Annotated in this window: 15 protein-coding genes and 4 tRNA genes; 4 read left to right on the top strand and 15 right to left on the bottom strand. The window is 40.2% G+C overall.

Features of this window, described 5'->3' with window-relative positions:
* Positions 1–175: 175 nt before the first annotated feature.
* The 15 genes from H5161_RS17130 to H5161_RS17060 form a co-directional block, all read right to left on the bottom strand.
* Entirely contained in the window at positions 176–2,086 is a 1,911-nt protein-coding gene (locus H5161_RS17130; protein WP_182769742.1) for an aminotransferase class V-fold PLP-dependent enzyme, read from the bottom strand.
* 295 nt (positions 2,087–2,381) lie between these two features.
* Complete coding sequence (locus H5161_RS17125) at positions 2,382–3,071, bottom strand: GGDEF domain-containing protein (protein WP_024591501.1); 690 nt, start codon at positions 3,069–3,071, stop codon at positions 2,382–2,384.
* Positions 3,043–3,606, bottom strand: a complete 564-nt coding sequence (locus H5161_RS17120; RefSeq protein ID WP_154903405.1) for a hypothetical protein — start codon at positions 3,604–3,606, stop codon at positions 3,043–3,045. Before H5161_RS17120 ends, H5161_RS17125 begins: the two co-directional genes overlap by 29 nt.
* Entirely contained in the window at positions 3,581–4,213 is a 633-nt protein-coding gene (gene nth / locus H5161_RS17115; RefSeq protein ID WP_182752793.1) for an endonuclease III, read from the bottom strand. The genes H5161_RS17120 and nth overlap by 26 nt, the downstream gene beginning before the upstream one ends.
* A gap of 49 nt (positions 4,214–4,262) precedes the next feature.
* Positions 4,263–4,961 (bottom strand): electron transport complex subunit E, encoded by a 699-nt coding sequence (locus H5161_RS17110; RefSeq protein ID WP_002962263.1) that lies wholly within the window; start codon positions 4,959–4,961, stop codon positions 4,263–4,265.
* Positions 4,958–5,599 carry an electron transport complex subunit RsxG gene (gene rsxG, locus H5161_RS17105; protein WP_002962266.1) on the bottom strand — a complete coding sequence of 214 codons (642 nt, stop codon included), beginning with the start codon at positions 5,597–5,599 and terminating at the stop codon, positions 4,958–4,960. The genes H5161_RS17110 and rsxG overlap by 4 nt, the downstream gene beginning before the upstream one ends.
* Positions 5,596–6,654 carry an electron transport complex subunit RsxD gene (gene rsxD, locus H5161_RS17100; protein WP_182769741.1) on the bottom strand — a complete coding sequence of 353 codons (1,059 nt, stop codon included), beginning with the start codon at positions 6,652–6,654 and terminating at the stop codon, positions 5,596–5,598. The genes rsxG and rsxD overlap by 4 nt, the downstream gene beginning before the upstream one ends.
* Entirely contained in the window at positions 6,651–9,227 is a 2,577-nt protein-coding gene (gene rsxC / locus H5161_RS17095) for an electron transport complex subunit RsxC (protein ID WP_182769740.1), read from the bottom strand. The genes rsxD and rsxC overlap by 4 nt, the downstream gene beginning before the upstream one ends.
* A gap of 8 nt (positions 9,228–9,235) precedes the next feature.
* Positions 9,236–9,790, bottom strand: a complete 555-nt coding sequence (gene rsxB, locus H5161_RS17090; RefSeq protein WP_007585357.1) for an electron transport complex subunit RsxB — start codon at positions 9,788–9,790, stop codon at positions 9,236–9,238.
* A gap of 1 nt (position 9,791) precedes the next feature.
* Positions 9,792–10,373 (bottom strand): electron transport complex subunit RsxA, encoded by a 582-nt coding sequence (rsxA, locus tag H5161_RS17085; RefSeq protein ID WP_008172491.1) that lies wholly within the window; start codon positions 10,371–10,373, stop codon positions 9,792–9,794.
* Positions 10,374–10,585: 212 nt separating this feature from the next.
* On the bottom strand, positions 10,586–12,529 hold the full coding sequence (locus tag H5161_RS17080; RefSeq protein ID WP_182693494.1) for an EAL domain-containing protein: 1,944 nt from the start codon (positions 12,527–12,529) through the stop codon (positions 10,586–10,588).
* Positions 12,530–12,677: 148 nt separating this feature from the next.
* Positions 12,678–12,754: transfer RNA gene (locus H5161_RS17075), tRNA-Asn, on the bottom strand.
* A 29-nt stretch (positions 12,755–12,783) separates the two neighbouring features.
* Positions 12,784–12,860, bottom strand: a tRNA-Asn gene (locus tag H5161_RS17070).
* 21 nt (positions 12,861–12,881) lie between these two features.
* Positions 12,882–12,958, bottom strand: a tRNA-Asn gene (locus tag H5161_RS17065).
* 21 nt (positions 12,959–12,979) lie between these two features.
* Positions 12,980–13,056 (bottom strand) — tRNA-Asn (locus H5161_RS17060).
* Between the two features lie 1,051 nt (positions 13,057–14,107).
* On the opposite strand from H5161_RS17060, the gene H5161_RS17055 reads away from it, so the two are divergent.
* The 4 genes from H5161_RS17055 to H5161_RS17040 are packed head-to-tail and all read left to right on the top strand — an operon-like array spanning position 14,108 to position 19,100.
* Positions 14,108–15,487, top strand: coding sequence for an MATE family efflux transporter (locus tag H5161_RS17055; protein ID WP_138489356.1), 1,380 nt, complete (start codon positions 14,108–14,110; stop codon positions 15,485–15,487).
* A complete protein-coding gene (uvrB, locus tag H5161_RS17050) occupies positions 15,484–17,478 on the top strand; it encodes an excinuclease ABC subunit UvrB (protein WP_039487290.1) in 1,995 nt (664 codons plus the stop codon). The genes H5161_RS17055 and uvrB overlap by 4 nt, the downstream gene beginning before the upstream one ends.
* Positions 17,479–17,480: 2 nt before the next feature.
* On the top strand, positions 17,481–18,419 hold the full coding sequence (locus H5161_RS17045) for a class I SAM-dependent methyltransferase (protein WP_182682114.1): 939 nt from the start codon (positions 17,481–17,483) through the stop codon (positions 18,417–18,419).
* On the top strand, positions 18,420–19,100 hold the full coding sequence (locus tag H5161_RS17040; RefSeq protein WP_182769739.1) for a tRNA (adenine(22)-N(1))-methyltransferase TrmK: 681 nt from the start codon (positions 18,420–18,422) through the stop codon (positions 19,098–19,100).
* Positions 19,101–19,124: the final 24 nt, after the last annotated feature.

Below are 19,124 nucleotides of genomic sequence, written 5' to 3'. Positions count from 1 at the left end.
ATCTTTGATCAATTTAACGAATTAAATTGCACTATAACGTCGTTAAAAATTTTTTATTTAGAACAACTAGATACAAAAATTTTTGCCTAGTTCTAGCGTAATTTTCTTAACGTTAAATAGACCCCGTATATAAGCAGATTGGTATTATTATCGAGATAGTATTAAACCAATACCTTTATTTTTTAACCTTACCCTTAAGAACATAAATTTCACCATCGAAACTGCCTTGTATCGTCAGTCCTTGGCTTGCCAACTCTTGCAAATATTCAACATGATCATCAGTGATATGCTGGCCTGGGACTAAAAGCGGAATGCCCGGTGGGTATGGAGTAACTAAACCTGCACAAATGCGGTTGTTACTTTTGCTAATAGGCACAGATTCGCGGTCGCCATAAAAAGCATCGCTTGGAATACACGCCAAGTCTATGGCTGGTAAATTTTCAGGTAAGCGAGCTTTACGCGTCGATTTCGATAGTTTTACTTTACCGCTGTCTAGCTTTTTCAATGCATTGTACAAACGAATTATTTTTGAGCGTGTGCCGCCAAGCGTCAGTAAAACCAAAATGGTGCTGTGTGTGTATTTTTCTATCTCTAGCCCAATTTCATCCAGTAGATATTTATGAATATCTTTTAATGAGTAAGGTAGCTCACTAATATCAATAAGGATCTTTAATGGATCGTGACCCATATTATCACCACTAAAATGCGGGAATATTTCCATAAAGTCTTGCTTAGCTAATACTTTAATTTGCTTAAGCGAGGCCATCTGTTGTTTAAACTCTTCAACATGATTTAGCAGCGCATTGAGGAGCTTATAGCCTTCCATCTCTAATTGCTTTTGGCACACGTCAAGCGATGCAATAAGCTGATATTTAGGCGATGTACTAGCGTAGATACTATAAATCTCTCGAAAGAAATCGGCATCAAAATCTGGATCGTTAATATGAATATAAGACGCTTGAGAAAACGCCGATACTACTTTATGCGCCGAATGTGTGATGTAGTCAGCCCCAGCATGTATTGCAGAATAATGACGAAAGCTAGGATGAAACAAAGAGTATGCAAACCAGGCTTCATCTATAAACACCTTGATACCATATTGATGAGCATAATCTACGACTTGTTTCAGGTCGCTAAGTAGGCCATCGTAGGTACAACCGGTAAGCACTAGTAATTTAGCATCAGTATTGTTTTCAATTGCTAACTTGATGTCGGCCAACGACGGTGGCGCGAAAATACCATATTTTGGATTTAAAATACTCGCCAAATAAATGGGGTAGCTAGCTGATTGCAAGATGCCATAGTGTACTGATTTATGGCAATTACGGTCGACAATTACTTTATCTCCCTTGCGCAGGAGTGTCTGCAAAATGATTTTATTTGAGGTAGATGAACCATTTGTAACAAAGTAGGTGTGCTTAACTTCAAACGTCGCCGCTGCTGATTCTTGAGCGCGACCAATGGTATTAGTGCTGTCTGACAATGAACCTAGCGAGTCTACCGAAACCGACAGGTCGCCAACAAATACATTGCGGCCGTAAAACTGATAAAAATCTTTGATGTAAGGTGAGTTTCTAAAGCTAGAACCCCCACTATGACCCGGTGTATGCCAAGAGTCGTTTGCTTCACCAACGTAACGACGGTACGCCGTCCAAAATGGTGTTTCAGAGCGGTCGTCAAAATCGTTAATCATATAACCTAAAATAGCTTCTGGGTCAGAAATCACTTCATCTTTAAAAAAGAATGATTCGATTTCTTCTGATTCGTTTACGATCTCCAGCCCTTTTGTGTCGTCGCCAATAACATAAACCGGCAACTCAAGGCGAATTGCCTTTAAATCTTCAATAAAGCGGCTATACATCCGCTCACCCACTTTGTTGTGCATATCCCAGCTTAGAACCACGGCTTGAATATCACCATCTTCCTCTACACATTCCAGCGCGTGCTTCAGCTCGAGGCACTCAATAATATCGATATGAATATCGTCTCGCTCAAAGTTAGGAATGGACTTTGACAGATTCGTTGAAAGCCCTTGTAAAGTGGCTGGGTCTTGTTCAATTATCAAGATACGAAGTAGAGGTAGCATAAAGGGTTTCGCAATATAATTTTATAATGCCCACTAGCATAACCAAAGGAGTGAGCGTTGTGAAATTAATACTTTGATAATGTTCTATTAATAGTCACATTCTGCGGGTTATCTAAATTAAATTACAAAAATATTGCTAGGCCTTGGGTTAAAAATACGACTCAATTTATTGTTAGTGAGCGTTTAGTTAATGCGGCGCAATTTATTTAATAATATAGAATCGACTGGCAGCTAAACGATTAGCTATCTTATCACTAGAGTTCGAATAGAAGTGTGCTAGCCAAGGTTTAACCTGTTAGTTATCAAATACGATAACTTGATTTTTACCAGCACTTTTAGCTTGATATAACAGTTTATCTGCGTTTTCATATAATTTTTCAAACTTACAGTGTTTTGTATCGCCTTTATCTACACCAGCACTAATTGTAACTCTTTGCAATTCAGGTGATATATCAGTTAAATTAAGACTCGCAATTGCCTCTACAAGCCGTTGTGAAATCATTTTTACAATTTCAACATCATGGCTAGGAAAGAAAACTACAAACTCTTCTCCGCCATATCGCCCTACAATATCTTTCTCTCTAGTTTGAAATTTTAGAGCATGGGCTACTCTTTGAAGGACTTTGTCACCAGCATTATGTCCAAATTGATCATTGATGAGTTTAAAGTTATCTATATCTGCAATTAGTAAAAAGCCGCTTTGTTTATCTAAGCGTGAAACTTGTTCATGGAAGCCTCTCCTATTTAATACTTTTGTCAAAGGGTCGATTAACGATTCATTAGTGATGGTTATATTTAGTCGTTTTAATCTTTTAATATGTCGAAATGAGAAAAGTAAAATTAGAATGAAAAGGCTAAGATTAATGAACAGAATTATATTTAACCTAATATGATCAGCCGCTTTGTTTTGCCAATCTATTTCGCTTGGAAATGCAAAGCTACTGAATAAAGAAAGGCTAATTAGTGCTAAATTTAAAATATACATTTTTTGATAAAGTAGAAACACAAATTAGGCAACTTATAAATGAATGTAATAATAGACCTTGAATACCAATACTTAAATAGGGCCCAATCATCTTTGCATCAGATACATCTAGCAAAACACCCCATGAAACAACCAGGTATAAAAATCCAATTAAGAGTAGAGATAAAGATATCGTTTCAGGCTTCAACTTAGTTACATACGTTGAAAATAAAATTATAAGAAGTAATGAGCTTATAGAAGATAAAACAGTCATCGGCTCAAACCAAAAACTTGGGGCCTCAATAAAAGAATGATTTTCATTAGCTTCCCAAAACTCAGGAAAGGTCAAAACCTGTAAAAGATCGACATTTGAAAATATGATCAAAAGTTCTTCAAATGTTACTCCCGCAACAGACTCGTTAAAAGCAATAAAGGTGATAAAGCCATTTGAAAGCCAGATACAGAAGGCTGAAGTAATTGCTAAAAGCAAATTGTATAATTGAGTTTTACCACTATAGCTTTTCAACTCGTTATTCCGTTTTTTCTTTAAACTCACACAAGTCTTCAATAATACAGCTGCCACACTTTGGTTTACGTGCTACGCAGGTGTAACGTCCGTGCAGTATCAGCCAATGATGCACGTCTACTTTAAATTCTTTTGGTACAACCTTTTCAAGCTTTTTTTCTACAGCTACAACATCTTTACCCATGGCAAGCTTTGTACGGTTAGATACACGAAATATGTGTGTATCTACGGCTATTACAGGCCAGCCAAAGGCGGTATTGAGTACAACATTAGCGGTTTTACGGCCAACGCCTGGTAGGGCTTCTAGGGCTTCACGATTTTCTGGCACGATGCTGTTATGTTCATCCACCAAAATTTGGCACATTTTGTACACGTTGGCAGCTTTAGAATTAAATAAGCCGATGGTTTTTATATAATCACGCAGTGTATCGTGACCTAAGTCTAAAATGGCTTGTGGCGTATTGGCAACAGGGAACAACTTTCGAGTGGCTTTATTAACGCCTACATCGGTTGCTTGCGCTGAGAGGGTTACCGCTACTAGTAACTCAAATGGGCTTGAATATTCAAGCTCTGTAACTGGATGTGGGTTATCGTCGCGTAGGCGCGACAGTATTTGGTGACGTTTGTCTTTATTCATGCAACTTAAAACGTATTAGTGCTAATTGTTGCTCTAATACGTTTTCCCCTTAAGTTAAGCTAGTAACACGTGCTCGAGGGCCTTTTTCAGCCTCTGGCGGTGCAACTTGTTTTGATTTTATTTGTGCGTCAATTACGTTTTTTGCAGCAATAAGCAGCCCAAGCCCTAAAAAGGCACCCGGTGGTAAAATTGCGAGTAAAAATTGGTTATCAAAGTTAAATACTTCTATGCGCAAGCTCTGTGCCCATGGGCCAAGTAATAAGTCGGCACCGTCAAACAGCGTACCTTGGCCGATTAGTTCGCGCATAGTACCTAATACTAACAGTACAGCCATAAAGCCTAAGCCCATCATTAAGCCGTCAAATGCTGATAAATGAACAGGGTTTTTAGAGGCGTATGCTTCGGCGCGGCCAATAATGGCGCAGTTAGTTACAATCAACGGGATAAAAATCCCTAATGATTGATATAAACCAAAGGTATAAGCGTTCATGAGTAATTGAACTATTGTTACAAAGCCCGCGATGATCATTACAAATACAGGTATACGAATATCTTTTGGCACCCAGTTACGCACAATTGATACGGTAACATTTGAGCCTATTAGTACGAGTAAAGTTGCTAAGCCTAAACCTAAGGCATTTGTTACAGTTGAGGTAACGGCAAGCAGTGGACATAAACCTAAAAGCTGCACAAGGGCAGGGTTATTTACCCATACACCTTCTTTGTATAATGTTTTTAACTCACTCATTTAGCTACCTCCATACATTCGGCATTAGGTGCTGCAAAAATATCATCAAAATTAGTTTGTGCGAACAATACGGCATTTTTAACAGAGCCCACAACAGCACGTGGCGTTATGGTCGCGCCTGTAAATTGATCAAACTGGCCGCCATCTTTTTTTACAGCCCAGCGAGCGTCTTCTTCGCCTTCAACCGTTAAGCTTTTGAATGTTGTGATCCAAAGTGATTTTTTAACTTCGACTTTGTCACCTAAACCAGGGGTTTCTTCGTGTTTAGTCGTACGAACGCCAGCAATAGTGCCATCGCTCAATACCGCTGTTAATAAGTTAATATCGCCACTGTAGCCGTTTGGCGTAACATGCCTAATAACAACAGCGACTGGTTTATTGTTTTTACGAGCACGGTAAATTACTTGATTTGCGTGTGGGCCTAGTTTTTCGTCAGTAATAATTACGCAATCTTGTGATAATTGATTGTCGTACGATTTTGGGTCGAGCACTTCTTGTAACTGCGCAGTGAGTTGCAGTTGTTCTTGCTCTGCAATTTTATCGGCAGTAAGCGCATTGATAGAGGCAACTAAGCCCGTCGTAGCTAACGCAAACGCAGTTAAAATAGCACCATTTTTAGCCATTGACGAAATGATCATTTTACTGCTCCATGGCCATAAGTACGCGGTTGTGTGTAGTAGTCTATTAGCGGCACTGCAATATTAATCAGTAATACGCTAAATGCGATAGCATCAGGAAAACCACCAAAGGTACGAATTAAATAAATTAGTAAGCCAATTAGCGCGCCATAAATTAAGCGCCCTTTGTTAGTTGTTGCTGCAGATACCGGATCGGTTGCTATGAAAAAAGCCCCCATCATAGTGGCACCACTTAATAAGTGAAATAGGGTGCCCGGCTCTGTACCAGGTGATGCGATATAACCAATAGCACTACATACAGCTAAACTTACGATAAAACTGACAGGAATATGCCAGTTAATTATTTTTGCTTTTAGTAAGTATAAACCACCCACTAAATAGCCTAAATTAACCCATGCCCAACCAAGGCCAGCCCATTCGTTAAATATTGGCTTTTGCATGCTCTCGGTAACGGTTAAACCGTGGGCTATGTCTGTTTTAACAGTATCCAGCGGGGTTGCCATTGTTAGGCCATCAACCCCTGCGCGTACTTGATCTAGGCTAAACCCAGAGGCCGTAAAATCGGTGAATATTAGCCTTAGCTGATCAGCAAAGCCTATTGGCGTATTTATTAAATCAGTAACAGGCAACCATGCGGTCATTTGCACCGGAAACGAAACTAATAGCAGTACATAAGCCGCCATTGCTGGATTGAATAAGTTAAACCCAAGGCCGCCATAAAGCTGTTTAACTATAACAATAGAAAATAAACAGCCAATAACGATTATCCACCAAGGCGCAAGTGGTGGAATACTCAATGCCAATAACACGGCAGTAAGCCACGCACTGCCATCACTTAATGCAGGCCAAACAGGGCGCTTTCGTATTAGCATTATTGCAGCTTCAAATACGCTTACAGCAACAAGCGCTAGTACCAGTTGAATAAGCACACCTGTTCCAAAAAAGAAAACTTGAGCAATTAGCCCAGGAATACACGCAGCAATAACGCTAAGCATTAATCGCGTTAACGATTTATGGCTGTGATTATGCGGCGAACTGGCCATGGTTAATTTCATGACTGATTATTTCCTTCTTTTTGTAACTTTTTAGCTTTTGCTCTCGCAATTGCAGCAGCCACGGCGGCTTTTTTCTTATCGTCGACTGATTTAGGTTTATCTGCTTCAGTAGAATTGGATGAGTCATCGGTGTTACTTTCTGCACTCTTAGGTGCTGCGCTATCAACTTGTAGCTCTTGGGGCTGAGTTTGTTCGGTATCTTCTAGTGCTTTAGCTGCTTTTTTAGCTTTTGCACGAGCAATGGCCGCCGCTACGGCTGCTTTTTTAGCATCAGCAGGCGTATCGCTTTGTGGCGCTTCACTCACGGTTTGCTCGGTTTCTTCTAATGCTTTAGCTGCTTTTTTAGCTTTTGCACGCGCAATGGCCGCGGCTACCGCTGCCTTTTTGTCATCAACAGGGGCATCACTTTGTGGCACTTCACTTGCTGTTTGCTCAGCTTCTTCAAGTGCTTTAGCCGCTTTTTTAGCTTTTGCACGCGCAATGGCCGCCGCTACGGCTGCTTTTTTATCATCAACAGGGGCATCACTTTGTGGCTCTTCACTTGTTGCTTGTTCAGCGTTATCTAATGCTTGTGCTGCTTTTTTAGCTTTAGCACGCGCAATGGCCGCCGCTACGGCTGCTTTTTTATCATCAACAGGGCCATCGCTGTGTGGCTCTTCACTTGTTGTTTGCTCAGCGCCATCTAATGCTTTAGCTGCTTTTTTAGCTTTAGCACGCGCAATGGCTGCAGCTACTGCTGCTTTTTTATCATCAACGGGTGCCGTGCTTTGTGGCTCTTCACTTGTTGTTTGTTCAGCGTTATCTAATGCTTGTGCTGCCTTTTTGGCTTTAGCGCGAGCAATGGCTGCAGCGACTGCTGATTTTTTATCATCAACGGGCGCAGCAGCGGCCGATTCATCTGTTTGCGATTTTTGCTCTTTATATTTACGTGCTTGTTCTTTACGTAGTGCGCGCTCTTTTGCTACTTCGCTGTTATCTGGCTCTAGTTCTTCGCCTTGTTGCTTTTTAGCTTTAGCGCGTGCAATAGCGGCAGCAACAGCAGATTTTTCATCGCCGTTATCTGATTTATTTTTAACACGGGCTAGTGCCTCAGCTACTTTTTGTTTTTCGTCAGCAGACTTAGCAGCAGGTTTGCGTTTATGGCGGTTTTGGCGTTCTTCTTGCTCACGCTCTAAACGTTCTTTTCGGGCATCAAAACGCTCTTTTGCTCTGTCGGCTTTAATTTTGTCAGCTTGTTGTTCTTTAATTTCAACTTTGGCTATACGGTAGTACTGTACAAGAGGGATTTCGCTTGGGCACACGTATGCACAAGCACCACATTCAATACAATCAAATAAATTGTGCTCTTGTAGTTTGTCGTACTCTTTTGATTTAGCAAACCACTGCAATTGTTGTGGCAATAAAGAAGCAGGGCAGGCATCGGCACAGGCGCTACAACGTATACAGGCTTTTTCAGGGCCGGGTTCCGCTAGCTCTTTATGATCAGGCGCTAAAATACAGTTAGTGGTTTTAACTATGCCAATACGTACTGTGGGTAGCGTAAAGCCCATCATTGGGCCGCCCATCACAACACTTTGCTGCGGTACAGGAGAGAAACCTTGGCAATCTAGTAAATGCTTTATTTCAGTACCAAGCAGTGCCCATACATTTCCAGGTTTATGAATAGTGTTACCTGTTACCGTAACTATACGCTCAATTAGCGGTTTGCCTTCATAAACGGCTTGTTGTACGGCAAACAAAGTACCCGTGTTATGCACTAAAATACCAATATCGGCTGGAATACCAATGCTAGGAACTTCACGGTTAGTAAGTAATTTAATTAATTGCTTTTCACCGCCAGATGGATAAATAGTTGGCACCGTTTGAATAATAATTTTTGAGTTATGCTCAGCTGCTTGCTTCATTGCTGCAATAGCTTCAGGCTTGTTATCTTCTATACCCACAATGCACAGTGTTGGGTTTAAAAGTTGCTGCATTATTTCAATGCCTTGGATAACTTCTTTAGCGTGTTCGCGCATTAAAACGTCATCGGCAGTAATATAAGGTTCGCACTCAACAGCATTTACAATCAAAAATTCGATAGGTTGCTTGGTATCTGCTTTTACATAAGTAGGAAAACCAGCACCACCCATACCGCTAATACCGGCTTGGTGAATAATATTTATAAGCTCATCATGGCTAAGCTCAGCAGGATTTTTATTTTTATTTAAAGCTACCCATTCGTCTTTGCCGTCTGGTTCAATAATAACACTTAGTTCAGGCAGGGCCGATGGATGTGCTGATGGCATAGGTGCAATATCAGTAACTACACCAGAGCTTGGCGCATGTACAGGTACCGACCAGTTAGCAGCGGGTTCTGTTAGTGGTTGGCCTTTTAATACGTGTTGGCCTTTTTCTACAAGTAACTTACCATTTGCGCCTATGTGCTGCTTAAGCGCAACAATGAGTTTGTCGGGCAAGGGTAGGCGAGTGATACTCGCACTATTAGAGAGTGATTTTTGTTGTGGTGGGTGTATGCCGCCAGGAAATGCCCACACGGTGCCTTTTTTTATTTGTTCAAGTAACTTGTCCACTCAAACCTCTAATCTATTTGTGTAACAGGAATAGCATCTAGCTGCCATTTCCAGTTTTGTTTAGTTTCGGCTACAGGTAGCATATCAATGCAATCTACAGGGCAAGGCTCAACACATAAATCACAGCCAGTACATTCATCAATTAACACGGTATGCATTTGACGAGTTGCGCCCAAAATAGCGTCAACTGGGCAGGCTTGAATACATTTGGTACAGCCAATACATTCATCTTCGCGAATATAAGCCACTGTTTTTATAGGTTCTGCTTGCTCGCCACCGGCAAGTGGTTTTTCATCAACCCCCATTAAGCCGGCAAGCTTTTTCATGGTAGATTCGCCGCCTGGTGGGCATTTATTTATTTCATCGCCATTAGCTATGGCTTCGGCGTAAGGGCGGCAGCCCGGGTAGCCACATTGTCCGCATTGAGTTTGCGGTAAAATCGTATCTATTTGCTCAACAATAGGGTTACCTTCAACGCGAAAGCGAATTGCTGCAAACCCTAAAATAAGTCCAAAAATGAGTGCTAGCGAACCAATCGCTATCAAGGCATAAAACAAGGTCATATTAAAACTTCACTAATCCAGTAAAACCCATAAACGCCATCGACATTAAGCCTGCAGTGATCATTGCAATAGAGGCGCCTTTAAAAGGCGTAGGAACGTCAGCAGCTGCTAAACGCTCTCGTAGTGCTGCAAACAATACAAGCACTAAAGAAAAACCAACCGCAGCACCAAAACCATATACCGCAGATTGTAAAAACGAATGATCTTCTTTGATATTTAATAAAGCCACACCTAATACCGCACAGTTAGTGGTGATCAGCGGTAAAAATATGCCTAATAAACGATATAGAGTAGGGCTGGTTTTACGCACAACCATTTCGGTAAATTGCACTACAACGGCAATCACTAAAATAAAGCTCATGGTGCGTAAAAAGGCGATATCCAGAGGGATTAAAATATATTGATTAACTAAATAGCTAGTTACAGAGGCAAGGGTAAGCACAAACGTGGTTGCCAAAGACATACCAATCGCCGTATCAAGCTTACCTGATACGCCCATAAACGGACATAAGCCTAAAAATTGTACTAATACAAAGTTATTAACCAGAACGGTTCCAATCAATAACAAGACATATTCTGTCATGTGTGCCTCACGCTATTAAAGTCCTGCTTATTATCCTTTTTTCTGCCCCGATAAACAACATTTGCGAGTCGTTATCAGTTAAATAAACGCAAGGACAAACATATTGATCACAAGGCTGTAAAATTAATGTGATTTTGATGTAAGGAATTAGTCAAATAGCAGAAACAAAAAAAGAGCAACGAATGCTCTTTTTTGTATTAATTGAAAACTAATTAAATGTCTTTAGGTTTTTCTATGTAATAACCTTGAACGCCATCTAAACACAACGTTTCTATAATGTGTTTCTCTTCTTGGCTCTCAACGCCTTCAGCAAATACGCTAACACCAATGCGGTGGGCTAAATCGACCATTAAGCGCATAAAGTACTGATTATTTTTATCATCTTCTAGACCGCGAGTATAACTTGCATCCATTTTAATAAAATCAGGTTTTAAATCGCGGAAAAACTTAAATGAAGTTAAGCCAACACCAAAACGTTCAACTGTAACGCGTGCGCCAACACGGTGAACCATGTCGATAAAGCGCTTACTAGCCTTGATGTTTTGCTGTAAACCAAACTCGCTTACCTCAAATACTAGTTTAGATGCAATATGCGTATCTTTCAATAATCGGCGCTCTAGCCAAATTACAAACTGATCGTTGTGTGCACTTGAGGCTGTTACGTTTAAACCAAAAAACTTTTCAGATAAATTACGGCTTTTAACTTTTTCAAGAGAAGAGTCGATTATCAGGCGATCAATTTCTATTGCCATATCAAGTTTTTCGGCCATTGCTAAAAAAGAAGCGGTAGGCAGTACTTGATTGTCTTCTGTTTTAAATCGAACTTGTACTTCAGCGTAGGCTTTTATGCTTTTACCAAGCGGCATAATGTTTTGCATCACTAAATGCACACGCTTAGATTCAATAACTTCCTTAATAACCTTACGCCAGTTTTGATTACCAAACCCCGCACTTACGTTATTAACTAAATCGGTTTCGCGTTGTACGTGCCATGCATTAACTTGCTTTGACTGCGCCATGCTCATCGCGTTATCAACAACAGAAAGTAGTTCGCCTAACGGTTTACCTTTTTCGTAACCTACAATACCCGTATTAGCTACCGAGCTTAACTCTTGGTTTTGTTGGTACTGCGTGAAGCGCGATTGCAGGTTTTCACCAAAGCGCTCAGCTTCTTTTAAAGGAATGTGGGGGAGTACTACCGCAAAATCAGAGCTGTTTAATCTAAATACTTGGCTACCAGTGTAAGTGCCGCTTATGTGCTTAATAATATCGGCAACGCCTTTAACGTACTCATCACCTTTTTGATAACCACGGGTTTGGTTTATAGCTTGTAGCTCGCTACAACGTACCATAGCTAAAGAGCCAAATGTACTTTGCTCAGTGTTTTCAATATTTTTTTCGTAGTACTCAACAAACATATTACGATTACCAAGCGAGGTAATTACATCTTTGTACGCTTCATGCTTGATAGTCATAGCAGCGCTTTGTATGTCTTCGTTTTTGTTTTTTAAAAAATGTGATAACCGATTAAAACTAGGTACTAAATCTTTTCCCATTTTTTTCAACCGAGTGCCATCTAGTGCTGTTTCTAAATCGTTATCAACTTGGTTTTGATTGATATAAATATCGATAATGTCAGCAACTGTTGTACTTATATTTTTATTTAAATGATAAAAAATAGATTTCATTAGAATTATTGGAATAATAACTAAAATAGCAGAAATCAAAATAACAATAAAAAGGGACGTTTGTAGCTGCGACGCTAAATGCTCAATGTTAAGTACAAATTCAACTTTTATATCTGCGGCATCGTTTACAGCAAACTGTGGGCGTACAGAGTTAAAGTTAGAGAGTACAAAATCAGCAAACATTGGTAATTGAGTAGGGGGGTTAATGCTAAATACTTCAGCACCTTGGTAATCTCTTAGAGTAAAGCTTGAAAACGTATTACCATCTGCAATTGATTGTTTTAAATTTTGAGCAGAAATATCGTCTAAAGAAAGGTCATTAATATACTTAGTAACAGTCGTTTGTGCATTTTTTTGTGCATCACTTACCGCAGTATCAAAGCTTATAGATATGAAGTAGCTTCCTGCTGCAACACACAATAACCAAGAGATAATTTGTATAAAAATAAGTTTTTTAAATCCAGCCATGTTTTCAGTCTTTTAATAATCAAAAGGGAAGGAATCAAGTCCTTGATTAATAAACTAAGTACAGCGCATTAAAGAATTAAACTAATGCTTTAGTTATATAAGGAAGAGTAGTGGAAATAGCTTGGAATGTCTATGAAATTCTTAGAATTGGCTCCCCCTCCCCGACTCGAACGGGGGACCTGCGGATTAACAGTCCGTCGCTCTAACCAACTGAGCTAAGGGGGAACTAAAGTACTGATATTATTATGATGATTTGGCTCCCCCTCCCCGACTCGAACGGGGGACCTGCGGATTAACAGTCCGTCGCTCTAACCAACTGAGCTAAGGGGGAACTACATCATAAACATAAACTTGGCTCCCCCTCCCCGACTCGAACGGGGGACCTGCGGATTAACAGTCCGTCGCTCTAACCAACTGAGCTAAGGGGGAATCGTTTATGGTTGAAAAACTTGGCTCCCCCTCCCCGACTCGAACGGGGGACCTGCGGATTAACAGTCCGTCGCTCTAACCAACTGAGCTAAGGGGGAAGCGTCTTGCCTTTCAACGGGGCGAAATATTAATGACCGAGCCGCAAAGTGTCAACATATAAAAGTCATAAATTGAAAAAAGAGGTTTATTCGTTGTTTTTGTGTTCGATCTGCGTGATTTATAGCTCTATTAAAGCTGTTTTTTTAAGAATTTAAGAATACTAATGCGAGTTTTATTGTTGTTGAGTCTTTAAATTGGTTAAATTAAACACGCCATTAAGGCCGCTTGTAATTAAAAAACAACTCAAAAACATAAAATTTCATTTTTTACTTTGGGGTATTCTTCGTATTTATTTACTTTTTTATTTTAATTTTCTAAAAATATACCTGCACGAATAGTCATAAAAGTATTGTCCCTCTTAATAGTGATCCAATTTTGATCTATAAATTGAGCATTTATTATCTTCGCTCAAAAATAGAACAATCAATAACTTAACTTTGTATTAAACGTTTTTTATTTACTAACGTATAAGTATGTTAAGAAGAAAAATCGGCAAGCTTGCGTTTTCAGTGTGAGTTTATAAAAATGCCACAGTTAGCAAATCAACAATTGGTTGGACCTCAGCGAAAATTGCGAGTCTCTCAAGGCCTTTATAAATGCGGCTTTGAATGAGTTATCCACGGTTTCTGTGGATAACTCTGTTTATGAAACTTTAAGAACATCATCGGCACCAATGTTTTAGGGTGCTACAACGATTTCAAGCTTTTAAATCACTATTTTTTATTCATTGTAAAACAGTAGGTTATGTTTTGGTGGCTAATAGATGTAACTCCATGAATGAATTTTTTCGTAACGATAAACCAAGTAGTTGCTTTGTGTAAAAAAGCATCAGATAACACAGGGTGTTTGTAATAAAAGTTATAAAAATGTGTTTTAATTGTTTTTTGGCGTGTTTAGGCTCTATTTTAACAAAAAGATGTAAAAACCAAGTTTTACTATTTTTTAGAATATTTACTTACGTAATTACATCAATTGTAGTGATAAATCCGTGGCTTGAACTGTCTTGATGCTTTAAAATGATTCGTTCAGTAAAAGAGGCCTATTTATTTCATGCGCGCAATTTCAAAATCTCAGACTCGCCCAGATTTACTAAACGATCCTATCTTGCCTACATTAAAGACGATGACCATACCGATGATATTCGGCATGATCACACTAATGATGTTCAATATTGTAGACACCTTTTTTATAAGTTTACTTGGCACCGAACCATTAGCTGCCGTGAGCTTTACATTTCCAGTTACTTTTACCGTTATCAGCTTAGCAATAGGGCTGGGGATCGGTACATCAGCAGTAATAGCGAAAGCGCTCGGCAGTAATAAAATTGATGAAGCACGTTTTGATGCCAGTATTTCTTTAATGGTTGGTGTGGTTTTGGTTATTGTGTTGTCATCTGTTGGATATTTACTGATTGACCCCATATTTACTTTACTAGGAGCGGGCGCGCAAGTATTGCCGTTAATACATGAATACATGAATGTATGGTTTATCGGTAGCGTATTTTTAATAACCCCAATGATTGGTAATTCGGTACTGCGTGCCAGCGGTGATACCAAAACGCCAAGTATAGTAATGGGCGGAGCCGGGCTGATAAACGCCGTACTTGACCCAATACTGATATTTGGCTTTGGGCCGGTACCCGCGTTAGGAATTCAAGGCGCTGCCATAGCAAGTGTTGTCGCATGGTCGGTCGCTGTGGTTATTATTTTATATATATTAGCGGTTAAAAAACGTTTGTTGAGTCTCAAAGCGGGCAAGCAAACTGTAACTGGCGCTATTCGTAAAATATTAAAAATTGGTTTACCTGCTGCAGGTGCAAACATGCTTACACCTGTTGCAATGGCTGTAATGACCGCCTTAGTAGCGCATCATGGGCCAGAAGCCGTGGCCGCATTTGGAGTAGGAAGCCGGATAGAATCTATTGCAAGTATTTTAGTGCTTGCGCTATCGATGACATTACCGCCATTTGTGAGTCAAAACTTTGGGGCTGGCAAATTATGCCGAGTTAAAGAAGCGTATACCGGCACACTCAAATTTGTGATGGTATGGCAATTTGCCATTTACGTATTACTAATTGCATTTTCAGGTGTTATAAGCCAATTATTTGGTAAAGAACAAGCCGTAATAGATGTAATTAAGCTCTTTATTTATACCATCCCACTAAGCTATGGCTTACAAGGGGTGATCATATTATCAAACTCATCGTTTAATGCTTTACACAAACCAATGAACGCATTGGTACTAAGCGTTATTCGTTTATTCATATTTTATGTACCATTTGCTTATATCGGCAACGAAATAGCCGGATTATTAGGGTTATTTATAGGCGCTGCCATAGGTAATTTATTTACAGCAATAGTGGCATATAAATGGTTTATGAAAAAACTAGAAGCGCTGAGCGGCGAATCGTTACAGGAGTGCAATAATTGAGCGACCATTTTCAGTTAAAATCACATTTCAAACCAGCAGGCGATCAGCCTACCGCCATTAAACAGCTATGCGAAGGGTTAGAAGCGGGGCTTGCACACCAAACGTTATTAGGTGCCACCGGTACAGGTAAAACCTTTACTATGGCCAATATTATTAGCGATTTAAATCGTCCAACAATAATAATGGCGCACAATAAAACATTGGCTGCGCAGCTATACGGCGAGATGAAAGAGTTTTTTCCTAAAAACGCGGTTGAATACTTTGTATCGTATTACGATTACTACCAACCAGAAGCCTATGTTGTATCTAGCGACACATTTATTGAAAAAGATGCTTCGATAAATGAGCACATAGAGCAAATGCGTTTAAGTGCGACCAAAGCATTGCTTGAGCGTCGCGACACCATTATTGTGGCATCGGTATCGGCTATTTATGGTTTGGGTGACCCTAAATCGTACATGAAAATGATGCTACTTTTAAAAGTGGGCGAAAAAGTCGATCAACGCGACATGCTACGCCGCCTTGCTGAAATACAATATACCCGCAATGATATAGATTTTAGCCGAGGTACATACCGTGTACGTGGCGAAGTAGTTGACATATTCCCAGCAGAATCAGACACTTTTGCTGTACGTGTAGAAATGTTTGATGATGAAATAGAGCGCTTAAGTATTTTTGACCCGCTTACCGGTGCAATTGAAAAGCATATAGTGCGCGCTACTATTTATCCTAAAACGCACTATGTTACCCCGCGTGAAAAGATACTTGGCGCTATCGAAAAAATAAAAGAAGAACTAAAAGAGCGACGCGCCCAGTTACTCAGTGCAAACAAGTTAGTAGAAGAGCAACGTGTAGCACAGCGAACGCAATACGATATAGAAATGATGACCGAGCTTGGTTATTGCTCGGGTATAGAAAACTACAGCCGCTATTTATCTGGGCGTACGCCAGGCGATCCGCCGCCAACATTGCTTGATTACCTACCTGATGACGCATTAATGATTATTGATGAATCGCACGTAACCGTATCGCAAATTGGCGCCATGTATAAAGGCGACAGAAGCCGTAAAGAAAACCTTGTTGAGTATGGTTTTAGAATGCCATCAGCAATGGATAATAGGCCACTGCGTTTTGAAGAATTTGAAGCCATAGCACCACAAACTATTTATGTATCGGCAACGCCTGGCGACTTTGAGTTAGAGCGCTGTGCGGGTGAAATAGCAGAGCAAGTAATTCGCCCAACAGGGCTGCTCGACCCACTTATAGAAGTACGTCCTGTGGGCGATCAGGTTGATGATTTACTCTCAGAAATATACAAAAGTGTGGAGAAGGGCGAACGCGTACTGGTAACTACACTTACTAAACGTATGTCTGAGGATTTAACAGACTACCTAAGCGAGCATAATGTAAAAGTACGTTACTTACATTCAGACATTGATACCGTTGAGCGCGTAGAAATAATTCGTGACTTACGAGCTGGCGTGTTTGATGTGTTAGTGGGCATTAACTTACTGCGAGAAGGCCTTGATATGCCAGAGGTGGCACTTGTTGCCATACTTGATGCTGACAAAGAGGGTTTTTTACGCTCGGCTCGCTCGCTGATACAAACCATTGGCCGTGCTGCGCGTCACTTAGATGGCCGCGCTATTTTATATGGCGACAGAATTACAAAATCAATGGCAAAAGCCATGGACGAAACAGCACGCAGGCGCGAAATTCAGCATGCATACAACGTTGAGCACGGTATAGAGCCTCATGCTCTGGCTAAAAAAATACTTGATGTAATGGATGTAGGCGAAGAAGCGGCTCCTAAAGACAACCTTAAACTTATTCGTAAAGAGTCTAAAAAGGTACTTAGTGCGAAAGAAATTGCCGTGCAAATTAAGCAGCTTGAAACCAAAATGCATGCATACGCAAGCGACCTAGAATTTGAAAAAGCGGGCTCTGTTCGCGATGAAATACATGAACTACAACAACAGTTGATTAATTAAAAATGACAGCAAACTTTACACCTCTTATTACTGCGCTTGAAAACGCGCCAATTTTAAAAAATGAACTGTGTCGTGTTTTTCATGGCCGAGGCCACAGCGTCGAAGCATTAAGCCATATTAATTTAGACTTTTACCCGCCAAGTTTATTTTTGGTTTCGTACGATGAAATTGACGAGCAAACACTAAGCGAGCTCACCAATGTTGTGTGGCAGTGGGCACAAAAAAATCAGCCTGAGCTTATTACGTCACTTGTGTACCAGCAACGTGCTGGCGTACAAAGCCAAAACACTGTGGTTTATGGGCAATTACCTAACCCACATGTTGTAACCGAAAATGGCATTCGCTTTTTGGTTGATTTACAGAGCCGCCAAAATACCGGAATATTTCCCGATATGCGCAGCGGCCGTGAATTTGTAATGGCTAACAGCAAGCATGGCAAAGTGCTTAATTTGTTTTCATATACGTGTGGGTTTTCGCTTGCCGCCATGCAAGGCGGGGCAGATCATGTGATGAACATGGATATGAGCAAAGGTGTGCTTAAAGTCGGCAAGCAAAACCATCAACTAAATGGTTTTGAGCGCGGGGTAAGTTTTTTACCTCACGATATTTTAAAATCGTTTGGAAAACTAAAAAAAGCAGCCCCGTTTGATTTAATAATAGTTGATCCGCCAAGCTTTCAAAAAGGCAGCTTTATATTAACTAAAGACTATCAAAAAGTGCTGCGCAGGTTGCCAGAGCTACTTTGCGATACCACACAATTGCTATTGTGTGCGAATAGCCCAGAGCTTAGCGAAGATGCGTTTAAAGCATTAATAAACGAGAACACCCAAGGCGCAATTGAATTTGTTGAGCGCCTAGCCCCCACCGAGCGTTTTATTGAAGTAGACAGCGACAAAAGTTTAAAAGCGCTTGTCTATAAAACGTCACAAATACCTGCTTAAATGAAGCTCAGTAAACGCCTAACTGTCATTGATACATTAATTTCGCAGCATCACGATATTATTTGGGATTGTTGCTGCGACCATGGTTATTTAGGCATGGCGCTATTAAAACGCGCAGCTGCAAACCACGTTTTTTTTGTAGATATAGTCGCCACTTTAATGAACGACCTAGAAGCGCAATTATCATCTATTAATAAATTACAAAAAACCTGTGATAAAAATCCGCAGTGGCAGGTCTTATGTCAGGATGTAGGCAAAATAGAAATTACTCAAAGTAAAAGCCAAGTAGTTGTAATAGCAGGTGTTGGGGGTGAGCTGTTGTTAAGTTTAGTACAACAAATTATTGCTAATAACGCAGTGGAGCATTTAAATAATGTTCGGTTTATTTTATGCCCAGTGCATCACACTTATAAGTTGCGAGTGGGTTTAAAACAACTCGGTTTAGGGCTTATAAGTGAACAAATAGTCTACGACAACAAACGTTTTTATGAAGTGATTGAAGTGAGCTTTAGTACCAATAATGAGATTAGCCATACCGGCAACAAAATGTGGGACTTTGCTAGTACAGAGCACGCTATGTACCAACGACAACTCATAAATCATTATAATAAAATGCTCAATAAAGATAAGCCATACTATCAAAAAGTTATAACAGACTATCAAGAACTCACCGATAGTTAAAAAAGCCCAAAAGTAGGGCGTACA

It is taken from the genome of Pseudoalteromonas sp. SG43-5 (assembly GCF_014164345.1).
Lineage (GTDB): Bacteria > Pseudomonadota > Gammaproteobacteria > Enterobacterales > Alteromonadaceae > Pseudoalteromonas > Pseudoalteromonas distincta.
The sequence above is the reverse complement of the archived record's forward strand: the minus strand, read 5'-3'. Positions and strand labels throughout refer to the sequence as shown.

Bases quoted from the DNA above. Each gene is read 5' to 3' on its own strand.
- H5161_RS17130 (WP_182769742.1), bottom strand. From the start codon at position 2,086: ATGCTACCTCTACTTCGTATCTTGATAATTGAACAAGACCCAGCCACT.
- H5161_RS17125 (WP_024591501.1), bottom strand. From the start codon at position 3,071: ATGTATATTTTAAATTTAGCACTAATTAGCCTTTCTTTATTCAGTAGC.
- nth (WP_182752793.1), bottom strand. From the start codon at position 4,213: ATGAATAAAGACAAACGTCACCAAATACTGTCGCGCCTACGCGACGAT.
- H5161_RS17110 (WP_002962263.1), bottom strand. From the start codon at position 4,961: ATGAGTGAGTTAAAAACATTATACAAAGAAGGTGTATGGGTAAATAAC.
- rsxG (WP_002962266.1), bottom strand. From the start codon at position 5,599: ATGATCATTTCGTCAATGGCTAAAAATGGTGCTATTTTAACTGCGTTT.
- rsxD (WP_182769741.1), bottom strand. From the start codon at position 6,654: ATGAAATTAACCATGGCCAGTTCGCCGCATAATCACAGCCATAAATCG.
- rsxB (WP_007585357.1), bottom strand. From the start codon at position 9,790: ATGACCTTGTTTTATGCCTTGATAGCGATTGGTTCGCTAGCACTCATT.
- rsxA (WP_008172491.1), bottom strand. From the start codon at position 10,373: ATGACAGAATATGTCTTGTTATTGATTGGAACCGTTCTGGTTAATAAC.
- H5161_RS17080 (WP_182693494.1), bottom strand. From the start codon at position 12,529: ATGGCTGGATTTAAAAAACTTATTTTTATACAAATTATCTCTTGGTTA.
- H5161_RS17055 (WP_138489356.1), top strand. From the start codon at position 14,108: ATGCGCGCAATTTCAAAATCTCAGACTCGCCCAGATTTACTAAACGAT.
- H5161_RS17045 (WP_182682114.1), top strand. From the start codon at position 17,481: ATGACAGCAAACTTTACACCTCTTATTACTGCGCTTGAAAACGCGCCA.
- H5161_RS17040 (WP_182769739.1), top strand. From the start codon at position 18,420: ATGAAGCTCAGTAAACGCCTAACTGTCATTGATACATTAATTTCGCAG.